Here is a 15,088-nt window from a genome sequence, read left to right as displayed (position 1 = left end):
GAGATAGATCGAATCCGCCTATGAGAGACACGTCCCCCTTCTACATCACGACAGCGATTTCCTACCCGAACGGCAAGCCGCACATCGGCCATGCCTATGAACTGATCGCGACGGATGCCATGGCGCGCTACCAGCGCCTCGACGGACGTGAGGTTTTCTTCCTGACCGGCACGGACGAGCATGGGCAGAAGATGCAGCAGACGGCGCGCAAGGAAGGCGTGACGCCGCAGGAGCTTGCCGACCGTAACTCGGCGGAGTTCCAGAAGATGGCGGTCGCCCTGAACGCGTCCAACGACGATTTCATCCGCACGACCGAGAAGCGCCACCACAAGGCGTCGCAGGACATCTGGATCCGCATGGGCGAGGCCGGCGACCTCTATAAGGACTCCTACGCCGGCTGGTATTCGGTGCGCGACGAAGCCTACTACCAGGAAAACGAGACCGAGCTGCGCGCCGACGGCGTGCGCTACGGCCCGCAGGGAACGCCGGTCGAGTGGGTCGAAGAGCAGAGCTACTTCTTCAAGCTGTCGGAGTACCAGGACAAGCTGCTGAAGCATTACGAAGAGAACCCGGACTTCATCGGTCCGGCCGAGCGCCGCAACGAAGTGATTTCCTTCGTGAAATCCGGCCTCAAGGATCTCTCGGTTTCGCGCACCACGTTTGACTGGGGCATCAAGGTGCCGAACGATCCGGCGCACGTCATGTATGTCTGGGTCGACGCGCTGACGAACTACATCACCGCGACAGGTTATCTCGACGATCCGAAGGGTCCGCGCGCCAAGTTCTGGCCGGCGAATATCCACGTCATCGGCAAGGACATCATCCGCTTCCACGCGGTCTACTGGCCGGCGTTCCTGATGTCGGCCGGCCTGCCGCTGCCCAAGCGCGTCTTTGCGCACGGCTTCCTTCTCAACAAGGGCGAGAAGATGTCGAAGTCGCTCGGCAACGTTGTCGATCCTTTCAACCTCGTCGAGCATTTCGGTCTCGACCAGATCCGCTACTTCTTCCTGCGCGAAGTCTCCTTCGGGCAGGACGGCAGCTACAGCGAGGAGGGGATCGCAACCCGCATCAACTCCGACCTCGCCAACGGCATCGGCAACCTGGCGAGCCGCTCGCTGTCGATGATCGTCAAGAACTGCGACGGCCAGGTGCCGGTTTGCGGCCCCTTGACCAACGAGGACAAGGCGATGTTGGCCGCTGCCGACGCGCTGCACGAAATCACGCGCGACGAAATGGGCAAGCAGATGATCCACCGGGCGCTGGCGGCGATCATTGCCGTCGTTTCCGAGACGGACCGCTACTTCGCAGGCCAAGAGCCTTGGGCGCTGAAGAAGACCGATCCGGCCCGCATGGGCACCGTGCTTTACGTGACGGCCGAAGTCGTGCGCCAGATTGCCATCCTGCTGCAGCCGTTCATGCCGGAATCTTCGGCCAAGCTGCTCGATCTGGTGGCTGCCCCCGCCGACAAGCGTGACTTCGCGGCACTCGGTGAGGCGGGACGCCTCGTCTCGGGCACGCCGCTCGAGGCGCCGAAGCCGGTCTTCCCGCGCTACGTGCCACCGGAAGCGCAGTAAGGCATTTTGAGCATGCTGATCGATACCCATTGCCATCTGGACTTCCCCGACTTCGAAGCGGAGCGTGATGCCATCGTCGCGCGGGCGCACGAGGCCGGTGTCGAGCAGATGATCACGATCTCGACCCGCGTGAAGCGGTTCGAGACGATCCTCGCGATCGCCGAAAGCTATCCGAATGTCTTCTGCTCCGTCGGCACCCATCCGCACAATGCGGACGAGGAGCTGGATATCAGAACCGAGGATCTCGTCAGGCTTTCGGCCCATCCGAAGGTGGTGGCGATCGGCGAGGCGGGTCTCGACTATTTCTATGACAACGCACCGCGTGAGGCTCAGGTCGAAGGCCTGCGACGTCACATAGCGGCTGCCCGCGAGACCGGGCTGCCGCTCGTCATTCACAGCCGCTCGGCCGATGACGACATGGCGGCGATCCTGACCGAGGAGACCGGGAAGGGGGCCTTCCCTTTCCTTCTGCACTGCTTCTCTTCCGGTCCGGAGCTTGCCCGTATTGGCGTCGCGCTCGGCGGTTACGTGTCGTTCTCGGGCATTCTGACCTTCCCGAAATCCGAGGAACTGCGCGAGATCGCCAAGACCGTGCCGCATGACCGGATGATCGTCGAGACCGACGCGCCGTATCTCGCGCCGAAACCGTTCCGCGGCAAGCGTAACGAGCCGGCTTACGTCGCCCATACGGCAGCCGTGCTTGCCGAGACGATCGGCGTGACCACTGAGGAGATTGCAAGGATCACCACGGAGAATGCTTTCCGCGTCTTCTCCAAGATGCCGAGGCTCTGACGTGGCGTTCCGGCGCGCCTTCACCATTCTCGGCTGCGGCTCGTCACCAGGCGTGCCGCGTATCACCGGTGACTGGGGCGCCTGCAATCCTGAAAACCCGAAAAACCGGCGCATGCGCGCGGCCTTGCTCGTCGAGCAGATCGCGCCCGACGGTGGCAAGACGAGCGTCGTCATCGACACCGGACCGGATTTTCGCGCGCAGATGGTCGCAACGAATGTGCGCCACATCGATGCTGTGATCTATACCCATGCCCATGCCGACCATCTGCATGGGATCGACGACCTGCGCGGTTACGTCATCGAAAACCGGAGGCGGGTGCCGATCTGGGCAGACGTATATACGATGGGCCGCATTCGCGAAGGGTTTGGCTATTGCCTGGAATCGCCTCCGGGAAGCGGCTATCCGCCGATCGTCGAGCCGCATATCATTCCTGATGACCTGCCGCCCGTGGTGATATCAGGCGCCGGCGGGCCGATCGCTTTCCGGCCGCTGATGCAGTTTCACGGCAATATTCACTCTCTGGGATTCCGCATCGGCGATTTTGCCTATTGCAGCGACGTCAGCGATTTTCCCGCAGAAACCGTCGCCAAGCTCGGCGGCCTTGATCTGCTGGTGATCGACACGCTGCAGTACAAGTTCCACCCGAGCCACCTGTCGCTTGTGCAATCGCTCGGTTGGATCGAGCGCCTGAACCCGAAACGGGCGGTGCTGACGCACATGCACGTGCCGCTCGATTACGACACTGTACAAGGCGAAACGCCTGACCATATCGAGCCGGCATACGACCTGATGCGGCTCGAATTCGATGTCGATGATCCTACGCTCAACGCCTAAATCAGATTAAGATAAATACATAATATACTGATTTATTTCGAGAAATACGGCGTCAAGTTGGCGCGGATTCGCTCCAGCACCGTCGCGCCCGAAAGATCCGGAACGAAGCGCTGGCCGGTGATCTGCTCGAAGGCCTCGATGTAGACCGCCGAGGTCTGCACGACGAGATCAACCGGGATCTCCGGAATCGGATCCTTGTAGGGATCGCAGCGCGCGGTAACCCAGGCGCGCACGAAATCCTTGTCGAAACTCCTGGGGCGTTCGCCGCGCTCGAAGCTCTGCTGGTAGCTGTCGGCGATCCAGTAGCGGCTGCTGTCGGGCGTATGGATCTCGTCGGCGAGAATGATCGTGCCGTTTTCGTCGGTTCCGAACTCGTACTTGGTGTCGACGAGGATCAGGCCGCGCTCGGCGGCGCGCTGCTGGCCGCGGGCGAAGAGAGCCAACGCATATTGCCAGACGGTATCGAGCTGTTCCTTCGTCAACAGCCCTTGCTCGAGGATCGCTTCAGCCGAAAGCGGCTCGTCGTGGCCGCCGTCGAACGCCTTGCTGGTGGGCGTGATGATCGCCTTGGGCAGTTTCTCGTTGTCGCGCATGCCGTCCGGCAAGGTGATGCCGTACATCTCGCGCTCGCCGTTGCGGTACTTGGTCAGGATCGAGGTGCTGGTGGTTCCGGCGAGATAGCCGCGCACGACGACCTCGACCGGCAGAATGTCGAGCCGCTTGCCGATAACGACATTGGGGTCCGGATAGCTGACCACATGGTTCGGGCAGATGTCGGCCGTTTCCTCGAACCAGTAGCGCGCCGTCTGGGTCAGCACATGACCTTTGTTCGGGATCGACGTCAGGATGACGTCGAAGGCGCTGAGGCGGTCCGTCGCGATAATGATGCGGTTGCCATCGGGCAGGTCGTAGTTTTCGCGAACTTTGCCTTTGTAGCGGTTTGGCAGTTCCGGAATGAAAGCATCTGAAAGAACGCGCAATTCGCTCATCACATCTGGCCTTGAAAAATGAGGTGTTCGGTTCGGGAACGCTAAGCAGGCTGGAAAGGCCGGGTCAAGCTCGCCAAGGCAACGTTCAGCCGCAATCCATGCTTTCCGGCATACACGTTAGTTCCATAATCTATCTTATGTGATTTTTGTATGTAGCTTGGGTGGATTCTATTTCCAAGTGCGACATGCTCCCAGCGCTTGCCCAAAGCGCGCCCTCGTCACTTGCGTCACGTCCCTGTCTCTCAGGCCGCTTCGAAAGCGGCACGCTCTTCCATGTCGTCGGCTCAGAAGCCGAATAGAGCTTGCGATAATTGTGCTGACACAGGACCGAGCCCTGTATCCACCAGTGCGCAGAGATGGAGATACCGAGGCTGCCGGCATGGATGATGACAAAGCCGAGGCCGTTGCTGTCGCCCTCAGCCGCCACGCGCGAAATCACGTCCTGTCGGACGAATGACTGAGCGAACACCACCATCGCATCATCGACGTGCCTGCCAACGGCTGCAAGGCCATAGGCTTTGAGCTTGAGACCGCCGATGTCCCAATCGCCCAGGACGGAAACATCACGTGGACGGTAAACCTCGATCGTTCCGGCATTCATCGGCACGCTCCCATGGATACATTTGCCACCCACCACCTTGGGTGGCAACATTCAGGGAAAACGACGAACTGCCAAGCGGTCGGCAATAGTGGCGGTGCATCGCGTGGAGACGCTCAACCGGGCAACCTACCCCGGCTCAGCTCGTTTCAGTTCCTTGACCAAGCGTTCCGCCGGACCAAAGGCGGTTATCTCCATCCCGGCGGATTGGAACCCCAAGGACCGATAGAAGGAAGTCGCATAGACGCCGGATGTCACCCACATCTTGAGCGCGCCCGCACTGGACGCACGCTGCTCCGCTTCTGCCAACAGCATCTTGCCGATGCCGCGTCGCCATGCACTCGGATCGACAAAGATAGCGTCCAGCTCTGCAGATTCGCTGGATATGGGCAGCACAGTACAGAAGCCGATGACCTCACCGTTCGCTTCGGCAACCAGCGAATTCGGGAGGTGTTCCTCGGCGACCCCGAAGACATCAGGATTGTCGAGGAGTTCCTTGTGGTGATCGCCGGTTGCGAGCGAAGCAAGGCGTTGCAACTCTTCGAGGCGATCGTGATCGGCTTTGGTTGCCTGGCGAAGTGTCGTCCGCATGACTGGCTCCATTGAAGTGAGCCTGAATGGCTGGAAGGCTCTGCATAGCTGAAATCGTGCATGCTACGCGGGCACTCAGCGCACCCCCTACCCGCATTAGCTGCCATGATCGCCTTGACAAAAAAAATTGTCAAGGCGATCATGGCAGCATGCTCGATCTCGACGTCATAGATGCGCCGGCCGCTGCCGCGCTTGCCCTGGAGCCGATCAAGGCCCGTTTGCTGGCGGAACTTGCCGCGCCGGCATCGGCGGCCGCGCTGGCTGTGCGGGTGGGCCTGACGCGCCAGAAGGTCAACTACCACCTGCGTGCGCTCGAAGAGCACAAGCTGATAGAACCGGCTGAGGAACGCCGCTGGGGCGGGCTGACCGAGCGCCTGATGGTTGCAACCGCCACATCCTATGTGGTTTCGCCGGCGGCGCTGGGGCCGATTGCCGCCGATCCCGGGCGCAGCAACGATCGCCTGTCTGCGAGTTATCTGGTCGCACTGGCGGCCCGCATGGTCCGCGAGGTCGGCGGGTTATTGCGCAGTGCCCGGGCGCAGGACAAACGGCTGGCGACGCTGTCGATCGACACCGTCATCAATTTTCGCTCGCCCGCGGAGCGCGCCGCCTTTACCGCCGATCTCGCCCAGGCGGTGAGCACGCTTGCTGCGCGCTACCACGACGAAAGCGCGCCGGGAGCCCGGCCTCACCGGCTCATCATCGCCTCCTACCCTGCGCCAAGCGACGACGGCGCAGCCAACGGCGGCCCCAACGACACCAACTCCTGAAAGGATATCCCATGCCTATCAAGAAGGATGGCAGCGGAAAGCGCTGGGTTGAAATGGAACTGATCGTGCCCGGCTCACCTGAAAAGGTTTGGCAGGCGATCGCAACCGGCAGCGGCAACAATGCCTGGTTCACCAAGACCGAAATCGACGAGCACGTCAGAGGCAAGATCGCCTTCGACTTCGGTCCGAACGGCGCCTCGACCGGCGAGGTGACGCATTGGGAGCCACCTGCCCGCTTTGCCTATGTGGAGCGCGAGTGGAGCGAAGGCGCGCCGCCGGTCGCAACCGAAATCACCGTCACGGCGCGCTCCGGCGATCGCTGCGTGCTGCGCATGGTGCATTCGCTGTTCACATCGAGCGACGACTGGGACGACCAGCTGGAAGGCTTCGAGGGCGGATGGCCGGCGTTCTTCGAGATCCTGAAAATCTATCTCGCGCATTTCGCCGGCGAGACGGCGGTCAGCAGCTTCGCCATGGTTTCCAGCGGGAAACCGGAGGCCACGGTCTGGGCACGCCTGACCGAAGCACTGGGGCTTCTCGGCGCCAATGTCGGCGAAGAGCGCAGCACGCCACCAAAGCCCGAACGCCTTGCCGGCATCGTCGAACGGGTGCAGCAGGACGCCAAGCAACGCTATCTGCTGCTGCGCCTGAAGGAACCCGGCGCTGGCATCGCGCTCATCGGGACCTATTCGACCGGCGATGGCACAAACGCCAGCATCGCGCTCTATCACTATGGAGACGATGCCAAGGCGCGAGCGAAAGACAGCGAGCCGAAATGGCAGGAATGGATGACGACGACTTTCAGCTAGATCGACTTCCCCGGCGGTTGGCGTTCCGCTCGTTTGCACATCGGCAACGGGCGCCTCGCCGCCGCCGGCCCTATGCAAGCCATTTTGCAGACATCACTAACTTATGATGCCTGATACAAGACTTTCATACATAGCAATAAGACATTGATTTAAAACTGTTTATATAAACCAATCGGATGCGTTATTCGAAGCGGCAACCAACGCTCCTGTTTCCAAAAGCCGTGACTGTCCTAAGGTCTTCCATTGCAGCTATGGAGATCGGCGATGTTCAGGAGCTTTGCAATTGCCCTCGGCATGATGGCGCAACTGGCAGCCGTGACCGCGGCGCGCGCGGACGAACCCGTCGATACGGCGCGGACAATCATACGGGAACAGATCGCAGCCTTTCTGCAGGATGATGCGGAAACCGCCTACTCCTTCACCTCACCCGCGGTCCGCGGCAAATTTCCCGACAAGGCAAGCTTCTTCGAGATGGTGAAGCGCGGCTACCAGCCCGTCTATCGGCCTGGCAACTTCGCTTTCGGCCGATCGAAGGTGATTGGCGACCAGGTGCTGCAGGAAGTTCTGATCTCGGCACCCGACGGCAAGGATTGGACAGCCGTCTACGAACTCGTGAAGCAGCCGGATGGTAGCTACAAGATCAACGGCGTGATGATTTTGCAGTCGGCTTCGGGACCGGCGATCTGAGGCACCGGTCCGCAGGCGGCCATCAGACGGGGGGAAGGTCCCCTCGCCGCCATGTCTCCTGGGTTTCGGCCATGAAGTCGGCGAAGCGACCTTCGTCGATCGCCAGACGGATGCCGGCCATCAGTTCCTGATAGTAGGCCAGATTGTTCCAGCTGAGCAGCATGCCGCCGAGCGATTCGTTCGAGCGGATGAGATGGTGCAGATAGGCACGCGAATAGTCGCGCGTTGCCGGGCACGAGGACTGCTCGTCGAGCGGGCGCATGTCTTCGGCGTGGCGCGCGTTGCGCAGGTTGATGCGGCCGTGGCGCGTGAATGCAAGGCCGTGGCGTCCCGAGCGGGTCGGCATCACGCAGTCGAACATGTCGATGCCCTCACCGACCGAGCGCAGGATGTCGTCAGGCGTACCGACGCCCATCAAATAGCGGGGCTTGTCCACCGGCATGATCGGGCAGGTAATGTCGAGCATGCGCAGCATCACCTCCTGCGGCTCGCCGACGGCGAGCCCGCCAACCGCATAGCCCTTGAGGTCGAGGCCCTTCAGGGCTTCGGCCGAACGCTCGCGCAGCTTCGGGATATCGCCGCCCTGGACGATGCCGAACATCGCCTTGCCCGGCTGGTCGCCGAAGGCAACCTTGCAGCGCTCGGCCCAGCGCAACGACATTTCCATCGCGCGCTCGATTTCCTTTGGCTCTGCCGGCAGCGCCACGCATTCGTCGAGCTGCATCTGGATATCGCTGTCGAGCAAGCCCTGGATCTCGATCGAGCGCTCCGGCGACATGTGGAAGAGCGCGCCATCGACGTGACTCTTGAAGGTGACGCCCTGCTCGTCGAGCTTGCGAAGGCCGGCAAGCGACATGACCTGGAAGCCGCCACTATCGGTCAGGATCGGGCCCTGCCAGCGGATCAGCCCATGCAGGCCGCCAAGCCGGGCGACGCGTTCCGCGCCTGGACGCAGCATCAGATGGTAGGTGTTGCCGAGAATGATGTCGGCGCCGAGATCCTTGACCTGGTCGAGATACATCGCCTTGACCGTGCCGACGGTGCCAACCGGCATGAAGGCCGGCGTGCGGATCGTGCCGCGCGGCATGGACACTTCGCCGCGACGGGCCTTGCCATCGGTCTTGAGAAGCTTGAACTGGAAGGTCTCGGTCATCTAGTCTTTCCGGAAAAGCAGGCTGGCGTCGCCATAGGAATAGAAGCGGTAGCCGGTTTCGATCGCATGCGTGTAGGCCGCGCGCATCGTGTCCAGGCCACTGAAGGCCGAAACCAGCATGAACAGCGTCGATTTCGGCAGATGGAAATTGGTCATCAACATGTCGACCGCGCGGAAGCGGTAGCCGGGCGTGATGAAGATCCCCGTCGGACCGGACCAGGACTTGACAGTGCCGTCTTCCGAGGTGGCGCTTTCGATCAACCGCAGTGAGGTCGTGCCGACGCAGACGATGCGGCCGCCCCTCGCCTTGACGGCATTAAGCATTTCGGCCGTGCGGGCATCGACGTGGCCGATCTCCTGGTGCATCACATGGTCGTCGGTATCGTCGGCCTTGACCGGCAGGAACGTGCCCGCGCCCACATGCAACGTCACGAAATGCCGTTCGATGCCGGCCTCGTCGAGCTTGGCGAACAGGCGGTCGGTGAAATGCAGACCGGCGGTCGGCGCCGCAACGGCGCCCTCCTCGCGGGCATACATGGTCTGGTAGTCGGCGCGGTCCTGGGCATCCTCGGCGCGCTTGGAGGCGATGTAGGGCGGCAAGGGAATGTGGCCGACCGCCATGATCGCTTCGTCGAGCGAGGGACCGGAGAGATCGAAGCGCAGCGTCACTTCGCCGGCATCGCCCTTCTCCTCGACGGTCGCGTCGAGCGTTCCGAGAAAGCAGCTCGAGCCACCGTGGCCGAAGGCAATGCGGTCGCCGACCTTGAGCCGCCGCGCCGGGCGGGCGAAAGCCTTCCAGCGATCGGGTGCGACCCGCATGTGCAACGTCAGCGAGACCTGCGTCGCTATCTCTTCGCCGCGCCGGCGGATGCCTTCGAGCTGGGCCGGGATCACCTTGGTGTCGTTGAAGACAAGCGCGTCGCCTTCCCTCAGGAACGACGGCAGGTCGAGCACGCCCTTGTCCGCCAGAACGTCGGCGCTATCGGGACGCACCACGAGCATGCGGGCGCTGTCGCGCGGGCTTGCGGGCCGAAGCGCAATCGAGGTTTCCGGGAGATCGAAGTCGAACAGGTCTACGCGCATCGTTATCTTCAGACAAAGAAAAACCCGCCCCGGCGCAGTTGGCGACCGGGGCGGGTTCGTGCATTAGCGCAAATCAGGCGTCTGCGGCAACCCGCATCGTCACGATCGAGTCTGGATCACGCACCGGCTCGCCGCGCTTGATCTTGTCGATCGTCTCCATGCCTTCGATAACCTGGCCCCAAACGGAGTACTGCTTGTTGAGCCACGGCGCATCAGTGAAGCAGATGAAGAACTGCGAGTTGGCCGAGTTCGGCATCTGGCTGCGGGCCATCGAGCAGGTGCCGCGAATGTGGCTGACGTTCGAGAATTCGGCCTTCAGGTCCGGCTTCGAAGAGCCGCCCATGCCGGCACGTGCCGGGTTGAAGTGTTCGCCGCCGGTCTTGCCGTACTGGACGTCGCCGGTCTGAGCCATGAAGTCCTCGATCACGCGGTGGAACACCACGCCGTCATAGGCGCCTTCGCGGGCCAGTTCCTTGATGCGGGCGACGTGCCCCGGAGCGACATCAGGCAGAAGCTCGATGATGACCTGGCCCTTGGTGGTCTCCAGGATGATCGTGTTTTCCGGATCCTTGATCTCGGCCATGGGTTTTCTCCTTCTGTTGATTTTACTTGCCGACCTTGACGCTGATCATGCGGTCGGGATCGGTGACGGAGCCGTTGCTGGCGTCGTCGCCGAGCTTGATCTTGTCGACGTTCTCCATACCGGAGACGACCTTGCCGACGACCGTGTACTGGCCGTTGAGGAAGTCGCCCGGGGCGAACATGATGAAGAACTGCGAATTGGCGCTGTTCGGGTCCTGCGAGCGGGCCATGCCGACCGTGCCGCGCTCGAACGGAACGTCCGAGAACTCGGCCGGAATATCAGGACGCGACGAACCGCCGGTACCGGCAGCCTGCGGCTGGTAGCCGTTTTCCATGTCGCCATACTGCACGTCGCCGGTCTGGGCCATGAAGCCCTTGATCACGCGGTGGAACGCGACGTTGTCGTATTCACCGGCGGCGGCCAGCGCCTTGATCTGCTCGACATGCTTCGGTGCGATGTCGGGGCGCAGCTCGACGACGACCGGGCCGTCCTTGAGCGTGATCGTCAGGAAGTTGTCTGCCGATTGTGCAAACGCCGTTCCCGTAAAGGAAGCAAGCGCGATGGCGCCGGCGAAAGCGAGGTGGAGGATTTTCATAATTTCTCCCTGCGTGGTGAATTGGGGCCGCCCGTCAGGGGCGGCGTTTGGCCTGCAGTGCTTCGTAAACGGACTTGGGCACGAAGGCACTGACGTCGCCGCCCATGGCCGCGATCTGGCGGACCAATGTGGCCGTAATGGGCCGTGATGCCGTGCCTGCGGGCAAGAACAAGGTCTGGATATCCGGCGCCATCTGCCGGTTCATCCCGGCCATCTGCATCTCGTAGTCGAGGTCGGTGCCGTCGCGAAGGCCGCGCACCAAAAGCTTCGCGCCGCGCTCGCGCGCCGCATCGACGACCAGATTGTCGAAGGAGATGACGTCGATGTCGCCTGCCCTGTCCGGCAGAAATTCTTGGAGCGAACGGCGGATGAGCTCGGCGCGTTCGTCGAAGGAAAACAGCGGCGCCTTGCCCGGATGGATGCCGATTGCAACGATGACTTTCGCCGCCACGTTCAGCGCCTGCACGAGCACGTCGAGATGCCCGTTCGTCATCGGATCGAAGGAGCCGGGATAAAATGCCGTGGTCATCGCACCTGTTTCCGTTTGGTGAAGCCTTTTGTCACGGACGGCGACGGATCGCAAGAGTTGTACGGCGCTTGGCCCTGTTCCCTGGGAAACAGCGGGCCAGAAAGAATGAATGCTAGATGAATGCCATGTTCAACGGTGCTTCACACCAAAGACGTTAAGTGTAGCGCCAGTAACAACGGAACTTTTTTGAACGTACCGCCGTTTAGGATGCGAAAGGATTACGGCTATGGGACTTGCTCTGTTTTCGATGGCGATGTTTTTCGCGATGATCTTTGCGACGATACATGGACTGCGCAACGAGTCCCGTGACCGGCGCGAGCGCTACGCGACCCAGAAGATCTTCCGTTGATGGAGGGCACTATGGCCACCCTGTTCATGATCGCGGCAGCGGTCACCAGTCTCGTATTCTTGATCGACTTTGCCCGGACGATACGCGACCTCCAGCGCGATCGCCAGGGCTCGGAACGGCTCGACGGCTTCAACGTCTAGCGGTTCCAAAGCTTCGTAAACGAAGCGTGGTAGTAAGCGGCCGTCGTTCCCTTCCCTGAGGCGACCGCCATTGTAAGCCGGACGGCATCCCCTGCCCGTCCGGCTTTTTCTTTGCGTTCGGCAGCCCCCGCTCGCCTCGTTACTCTGCCGCCTGCTTGGCGGCGGCCTTGGCCTCCAACGTGCCCAGCATCCGGAAAAAGCGCCAGTTCAGCAGCACCGCGGCGGCGGCAAGGCCGAGCACGAAGCCGAACCAGACGCCGATCCCACCGAAATTGAACAGGAAAGCGAAGGCCCAGGCGCAGACGAAGCCGATCGGCCAATAGGAAATCAAGGCCAGCAGCATCGGCACCTTGGTATCCTTGAGGCCGCGCAACATGCCGGCGGCAATCGCCTGCATGCCGTCGACGAGCTGGAATGCGCCGGCGATCACGATGAGCGGCGCTGCGAAGGCAAGCACGGCCGCAGCATCAGGGCGGGCGGTGTCGAGATAAAGGGCGGCCAGCTGGCTCGGGAAGAATGCGAAGATGGCGCTGCCGACCATGGCAAAGCCAGCGCCGAGCACCAGCGAAGCGATCGCCGCGCGCCTGACGCCCAGGAGGTCACCACGGCCATAGGAAAGACCTACGCGCACCGTGGCCGCCTGCGCCAGCCCCAACGGGATCATGAAGGCGATCGAGGCGAATTGCAGGGCGATGCCGTGGGCCGCAAGTTCGACCGTACCGATCGTGCCCATCAGCAGCGAGGCGACGGTGAAGAGGCTGACCTCGGCAAGGATCGTCAGCGAAATCGGAATTCCGAGAAAAACGACTTCACGGAAAGCAACCCAGTCGGGCCGCCAGAAGCGGACGAAGAGCTCGTACTGGTTGAGCTCCGGTTTGCTCTTGATATAGGCGATCGTCAGCGCCGCGCCAAGCACGGCGACGCCAAGCGCCGCAACCGCCGCACCGAAGATGCAGAGTTGCGGGAAGCCGAAGTGGCCGAAGATCAGCACGTAGCAGAGCGCGGCATTGAGCACGAGCGTCGCCAGCGTGACGTAGAGAATGATCCCTGCCCTCTCCAGGCCGCTCAGGAACGCCCTCAGCACCATGAAGATGAGGCCGGGGAAGATCGCCCATTGCGCGATGCGGACATATTCTCCCGCGAGCGCTGCGACCTTGGGCTGCTGGCCGGCAAATAGCAGGATCGGCTCGGCCATCCAGAGAATCGGCGCGGTCAGAAGGCCGTAAAGCATCACCACCCACATGCCCATGCGCACCGAGCGGCGCACCGAAACCTTGTCGCCGCGACCGACCGCCTGTGCCGCCATCGGCACCACCGCATTGGCAAATCCGTTGCCGAAAACATAGACGGTGAAATACATCTGGGTCGCCAGGATGATGGCCGCGAGCTCGGTGGCGCCGAGCTTGCCGACCATCAGGACGTCCGTCGTGTTAATGGCGAGCTGCGCCAGCTGCGCACCGATGAACGGCACGCCCAGATAGAAGCTCGCGCGATAGTGCGTCCGCCAGGAATTGTCGGTCGTCAACGATATCGGGCTCGCATTCGCGGTCAGCATGGCAGATTCCTGGCAGTCAATACGGCCCCGGGCCGCAACCGAAGATCGGGGGGAGGAATCCGGAAATAGAATACCGTCGGGCAAAGAGCCAGCCGCAAGGGCGAGGTTGCTCAAACTTTCATCGATAGATCACGGAAATTGATCAATTTCCGTGCAGTCGGTGCCGCGCCATCGCCTCTGGTTCTTCCGGCGCGGCGGCGGCGGCCGGCCCGACAGTCTCCGCGTCTTGAGGTCCGACCGCCTTGCTTCTCGGTATCTTCAGGAAGAACACGACAAGCGCGCCGACGAGGAAGCAACTGGCGAGTGCATAGGGCGCGCCGGCAAAGGCGACGGGCGCGGCAGGGCTGGTGAAATAGCCGAAGGCCTGGGTGAAGATCAGCGGGCCGATGATCGTGGTGATGCTGCCGATGCTGGTCAGCGCGCCCTGAAGCTCCCCTTGCGCCGACGGCGGCACGTGGGCCGCGGCGATGCTGCGCAGCGGTGGATCGGCGAGGCTTTCGAGTGCGGTGGCGATGATCACCGCATAGATCATCCACCCCTGCCAGGCGCCGGCATAGCCGATGGCACCGAGCGTGGTGAAGGTCAGGCCGAGCATGGCCGTGCGCCACTCGCCAAGCCGCGGCACGACGCGCGGCAGGATGACAGCCATGACGAAGGCGCCACCGATGCCGAAGATCCCGAGCGAAAACCCGATCTGCCCTTCGCTCCAGCCGTAGCGGTAGCTGGACACGAAGGACCAGACGGCCGGATAAACGGAGTGGGCGAGCCAGAAGAGGAAGAAGACCAGCCCTACCCAGCCGATGCCGGGATAATTGCGCATCTGCTTGAGAGCGCCGAGCGGGTTGGCACGCTTCCACTCGAACCGGCGGCGGTTGGCGCTGTCGAGCGTCTCCGGCAGCAGGAATATGCCAAGGATGAAGTTGACGAAGGAGAGCGCCGCCGCCCCGTAAAACGGGACCCGTGGCCCGAGTTCGCCGAGCAGACCGCCAAGCACCGGCCCGAGCGCGAAGCCCGTGCCAAAGGCGATGCCGATCAGCCCGAAATTCTTGGCGCGATTTCCGTCATGGCTGATATCGGCAATGTAGGCCGACGCCGTGCCGAAGCTCGCGCCGCTGATGCCGGCGAGCACGCGGCCGATAAACAGCATCCAGTAGCTGGTGGCGAGCGCGCAGATGAGATTGTCGAGCGCGAAGGTGAAGACCGATGCGAGCAGCACCGGGCGGCGGCCGAAGCGGTCGCTGAGATTGCCGATCAGCGGCGCGAAGAGAAACTGCATGGCCGCATAGACGAGCAGCAGCCATCCGCCGTCGATCGCCGCCTCGCTGACATTGGCGCCGGTCAATTCTTCGAGATAGGCCGGCAGCACCGGCACGATGATCGCGATGCCGATGATATCGAGAAACAGGATGAGGAAGACGAGGAACAGGCCGCGTCGCACAAATTTCTCGTCGCGCAT

At 62.2% G+C, this 15,088-nt stretch carries 18 protein-coding genes; 8 read left to right on the top strand and 10 right to left on the bottom strand.

The genetic code is table 11. The annotated features are described in order from the left end of the window. Nucleotides 1-20: 20 nt before the first annotated feature. The 3 genes from metG to IB267_RS01820 are packed head-to-tail and all read left to right on the top strand — an operon-like array spanning nt 21 to nt 3,201. Nucleotides 21-1,574 carry a methionine--tRNA ligase gene (metG, locus tag IB267_RS01830; protein ID WP_192446168.1) on the top strand — a complete coding sequence of 518 codons (1,554 nt, stop codon included), beginning with the start codon at nt 21-23 and terminating at the stop codon, nt 1,572-1,574. Nucleotides 1,575-1,586: 12 nt separating this feature from the next. Beyond that, nucleotides 1,587-2,366: a TatD family hydrolase gene (locus IB267_RS01825; RefSeq protein ID WP_192446167.1), complete on the top strand. Its 780-nt coding sequence runs from the start codon at nt 1,587-1,589 to the stop codon at nt 2,364-2,366. Between the two features lies 1 nt (nt 2,367). Then, nucleotides 2,368-3,201 carry an MBL fold metallo-hydrolase gene (locus IB267_RS01820; RefSeq protein ID WP_192446166.1) on the top strand — a complete coding sequence of 278 codons (834 nt, stop codon included), beginning with the start codon at nt 2,368-2,370 and terminating at the stop codon, nt 3,199-3,201. A 32-nt stretch (nt 3,202-3,233) separates the two neighbouring features. Here the strand turns inward: IB267_RS01820 and IB267_RS01815 are convergent, their stop codons facing one another. The 3 genes from IB267_RS01815 to IB267_RS01805 form a co-directional block, all read right to left on the bottom strand. Further along, nucleotides 3,234-4,181 (bottom strand): phosphoribosylaminoimidazolesuccinocarboxamide synthase, encoded by a 948-nt coding sequence (locus IB267_RS01815; protein WP_192447151.1) that lies wholly within the window; start codon nt 4,179-4,181, stop codon nt 3,234-3,236. 139 nt (nt 4,182-4,320) lie between these two features. Next, the gene (locus IB267_RS01810) at nt 4,321-4,791 is read right to left on the bottom strand and encodes a hypothetical protein (protein ID WP_192447222.1); all 471 of its coding nucleotides are present in this window, start codon (nt 4,789-4,791) and stop codon (nt 4,321-4,323) included. A gap of 126 nt (nt 4,792-4,917) precedes the next feature. Next, a complete protein-coding gene (locus IB267_RS01805) occupies nt 4,918-5,379 on the bottom strand; it encodes a GNAT family N-acetyltransferase (protein WP_192446165.1) in 462 nt (153 codons plus the stop codon). A 149-nt stretch (nt 5,380-5,528) separates the two neighbouring features. Between IB267_RS01805 and IB267_RS01800 the strand changes: the two genes are divergently transcribed. The 3 genes from IB267_RS01800 to IB267_RS01790 all read left to right on the top strand — a co-directional run bounded on the left by IB267_RS01800 (nt 5,529) and on the right by IB267_RS01790 (nt 7,645). Further along, the gene (locus IB267_RS01800; RefSeq protein ID WP_192446164.1) at nt 5,529-6,149 is read left to right on the top strand and encodes a helix-turn-helix domain-containing protein; all 621 of its coding nucleotides are present in this window, start codon (nt 5,529-5,531) and stop codon (nt 6,147-6,149) included. A gap of 11 nt (nt 6,150-6,160) precedes the next feature. Next, on the top strand, nt 6,161-6,958 hold the full coding sequence (locus IB267_RS01795; protein ID WP_192446163.1) for an SRPBCC domain-containing protein: 798 nt from the start codon (nt 6,161-6,163) through the stop codon (nt 6,956-6,958). 264 nt (nt 6,959-7,222) lie between these two features. Beyond that, complete coding sequence (locus IB267_RS01790; RefSeq protein WP_192446162.1) at nt 7,223-7,645, top strand: DUF4864 domain-containing protein; 423 nt, start codon at nt 7,223-7,225, stop codon at nt 7,643-7,645. A gap of 22 nt (nt 7,646-7,667) precedes the next feature. Here IB267_RS01790 and tgt read toward each other — a convergent pair whose 3' ends face one another. The 5 genes from tgt to coaD all read right to left on the bottom strand — a co-directional run bounded on the left by tgt (nt 7,668) and on the right by coaD (nt 11,588). Next, entirely contained in the window at nt 7,668-8,798 is a 1,131-nt protein-coding gene (gene tgt, locus IB267_RS01785) for a tRNA guanosine(34) transglycosylase Tgt (RefSeq protein ID WP_043614346.1), read from the bottom strand. Then, nucleotides 8,799-9,881, bottom strand: a complete 1,083-nt coding sequence (queA, locus tag IB267_RS01780) for a tRNA preQ1(34) S-adenosylmethionine ribosyltransferase-isomerase QueA (RefSeq protein ID WP_192446161.1) — start codon at nt 9,879-9,881, stop codon at nt 8,799-8,801. It abuts the gene before it with no gap. 73 nt (nt 9,882-9,954) lie between these two features. Further along, on the bottom strand, nt 9,955-10,464 hold the full coding sequence (locus IB267_RS01775; RefSeq protein WP_192446160.1) for a peptidylprolyl isomerase: 510 nt from the start codon (nt 10,462-10,464) through the stop codon (nt 9,955-9,957). Nucleotides 10,465-10,486: 22 nt separating this feature from the next. After that, nucleotides 10,487-11,059 (bottom strand): peptidylprolyl isomerase, encoded by a 573-nt coding sequence (locus IB267_RS01770; RefSeq protein ID WP_192446159.1) that lies wholly within the window; start codon nt 11,057-11,059, stop codon nt 10,487-10,489. 34 nt (nt 11,060-11,093) lie between these two features. Further along, nucleotides 11,094-11,588: a pantetheine-phosphate adenylyltransferase gene (gene coaD, locus IB267_RS01765; RefSeq protein ID WP_192446158.1), complete on the bottom strand. Its 495-nt coding sequence runs from the start codon at nt 11,586-11,588 to the stop codon at nt 11,094-11,096. 226 nt (nt 11,589-11,814) lie between these two features. Between coaD and IB267_RS33650 the strand changes: the two genes are divergently transcribed. Both IB267_RS33650 and IB267_RS33645 read left to right on the top strand, forming a co-directional pair. After that, nucleotides 11,815-11,937, top strand: a complete 123-nt coding sequence (locus IB267_RS33650) for a hypothetical protein (protein WP_255380879.1) — start codon at nt 11,815-11,817, stop codon at nt 11,935-11,937. Between the two features lie 11 nt (nt 11,938-11,948). Then, nucleotides 11,949-12,077: a hypothetical protein gene (locus tag IB267_RS33645; RefSeq protein WP_256364279.1), complete on the top strand. Its 129-nt coding sequence runs from the start codon at nt 11,949-11,951 to the stop codon at nt 12,075-12,077. Between the two features lie 139 nt (nt 12,078-12,216). On the opposite strand, the gene IB267_RS01760 is transcribed toward IB267_RS33645, so the two are convergent. Continuing rightward, on the bottom strand, nt 12,217-13,632 hold the full coding sequence (locus IB267_RS01760; protein ID WP_192446157.1) for an MATE family efflux transporter: 1,416 nt from the start codon (nt 13,630-13,632) through the stop codon (nt 12,217-12,219). 142 nt (nt 13,633-13,774) lie between these two features. Next, nucleotides 13,775-15,088, bottom strand: coding sequence for a TCR/Tet family MFS transporter (locus IB267_RS01755; RefSeq protein WP_192446156.1), 1,314 nt, complete (start codon nt 15,086-15,088; stop codon nt 13,775-13,777).

The sequence above is a fragment of the Ensifer sp. ENS09 genome, assembly GCF_014852425.1.
Classification (GTDB): Bacteria; Pseudomonadota; Alphaproteobacteria; order Rhizobiales; family Rhizobiaceae; genus Ensifer.
This window is presented reverse-complemented; position numbering and strand designations above follow the sequence as displayed.

What these genes read in the sequence shown, in the direction of transcription:
- tgt (WP_043614346.1), bottom strand. Translation starts at nt 8,798, where the DNA reads ATGACCGAGACCTTCCAGTTCAAGCTTCTCAAGACCGATGGCAAGGCC.
- IB267_RS01760 (WP_192446157.1), bottom strand. Translation starts at nt 13,632, where the DNA reads ATGCTGACCGCGAATGCGAGCCCGATATCGTTGACGACCGACAATTCC.
- IB267_RS01800 (WP_192446164.1), top strand. Translation starts at nt 5,529, where the DNA reads ATGCTCGATCTCGACGTCATAGATGCGCCGGCCGCTGCCGCGCTTGCC.
- IB267_RS01810 (WP_192447222.1), bottom strand. Translation starts at nt 4,791, where the DNA reads ATGAATGCCGGAACGATCGAGGTTTACCGTCCACGTGATGTTTCCGTC.
- metG (WP_192446168.1), top strand. Translation starts at nt 21, where the DNA reads ATGAGAGACACGTCCCCCTTCTACATCACGACAGCGATTTCCTACCCG.
- IB267_RS01770 (WP_192446159.1), bottom strand. Translation starts at nt 11,059, where the DNA reads ATGAAAATCCTCCACCTCGCTTTCGCCGGCGCCATCGCGCTTGCTTCC.
- IB267_RS01825 (WP_192446167.1), top strand. Translation starts at nt 1,587, where the DNA reads ATGCTGATCGATACCCATTGCCATCTGGACTTCCCCGACTTCGAAGCG.
- IB267_RS33645 (WP_256364279.1), top strand. Translation starts at nt 11,949, where the DNA reads ATGGCCACCCTGTTCATGATCGCGGCAGCGGTCACCAGTCTCGTATTC.
- IB267_RS01755 (WP_192446156.1), bottom strand. Translation starts at nt 15,088, where the DNA reads ATGCGCGACGAGAAATTTGTGCGACGCGGCCTGTTCCTCGTCTTCCTC.
- IB267_RS01775 (WP_192446160.1), bottom strand. Translation starts at nt 10,464, where the DNA reads ATGGCCGAGATCAAGGATCCGGAAAACACGATCATCCTGGAGACCACC.
- IB267_RS01805 (WP_192446165.1), bottom strand. Translation starts at nt 5,379, where the DNA reads ATGCGGACGACACTTCGCCAGGCAACCAAAGCCGATCACGATCGCCTC.
- IB267_RS01795 (WP_192446163.1), top strand. Translation starts at nt 6,161, where the DNA reads ATGCCTATCAAGAAGGATGGCAGCGGAAAGCGCTGGGTTGAAATGGAA.
- IB267_RS01790 (WP_192446162.1), top strand. Translation starts at nt 7,223, where the DNA reads ATGTTCAGGAGCTTTGCAATTGCCCTCGGCATGATGGCGCAACTGGCA.
- queA (WP_192446161.1), bottom strand. Translation starts at nt 9,881, where the DNA reads ATGCGCGTAGACCTGTTCGACTTCGATCTCCCGGAAACCTCGATTGCG.
- IB267_RS33650 (WP_255380879.1), top strand. Translation starts at nt 11,815, where the DNA reads ATGGGACTTGCTCTGTTTTCGATGGCGATGTTTTTCGCGATGATCTTT.
- coaD (WP_192446158.1), bottom strand. Translation starts at nt 11,588, where the DNA reads ATGACCACGGCATTTTATCCCGGCTCCTTCGATCCGATGACGAACGGG.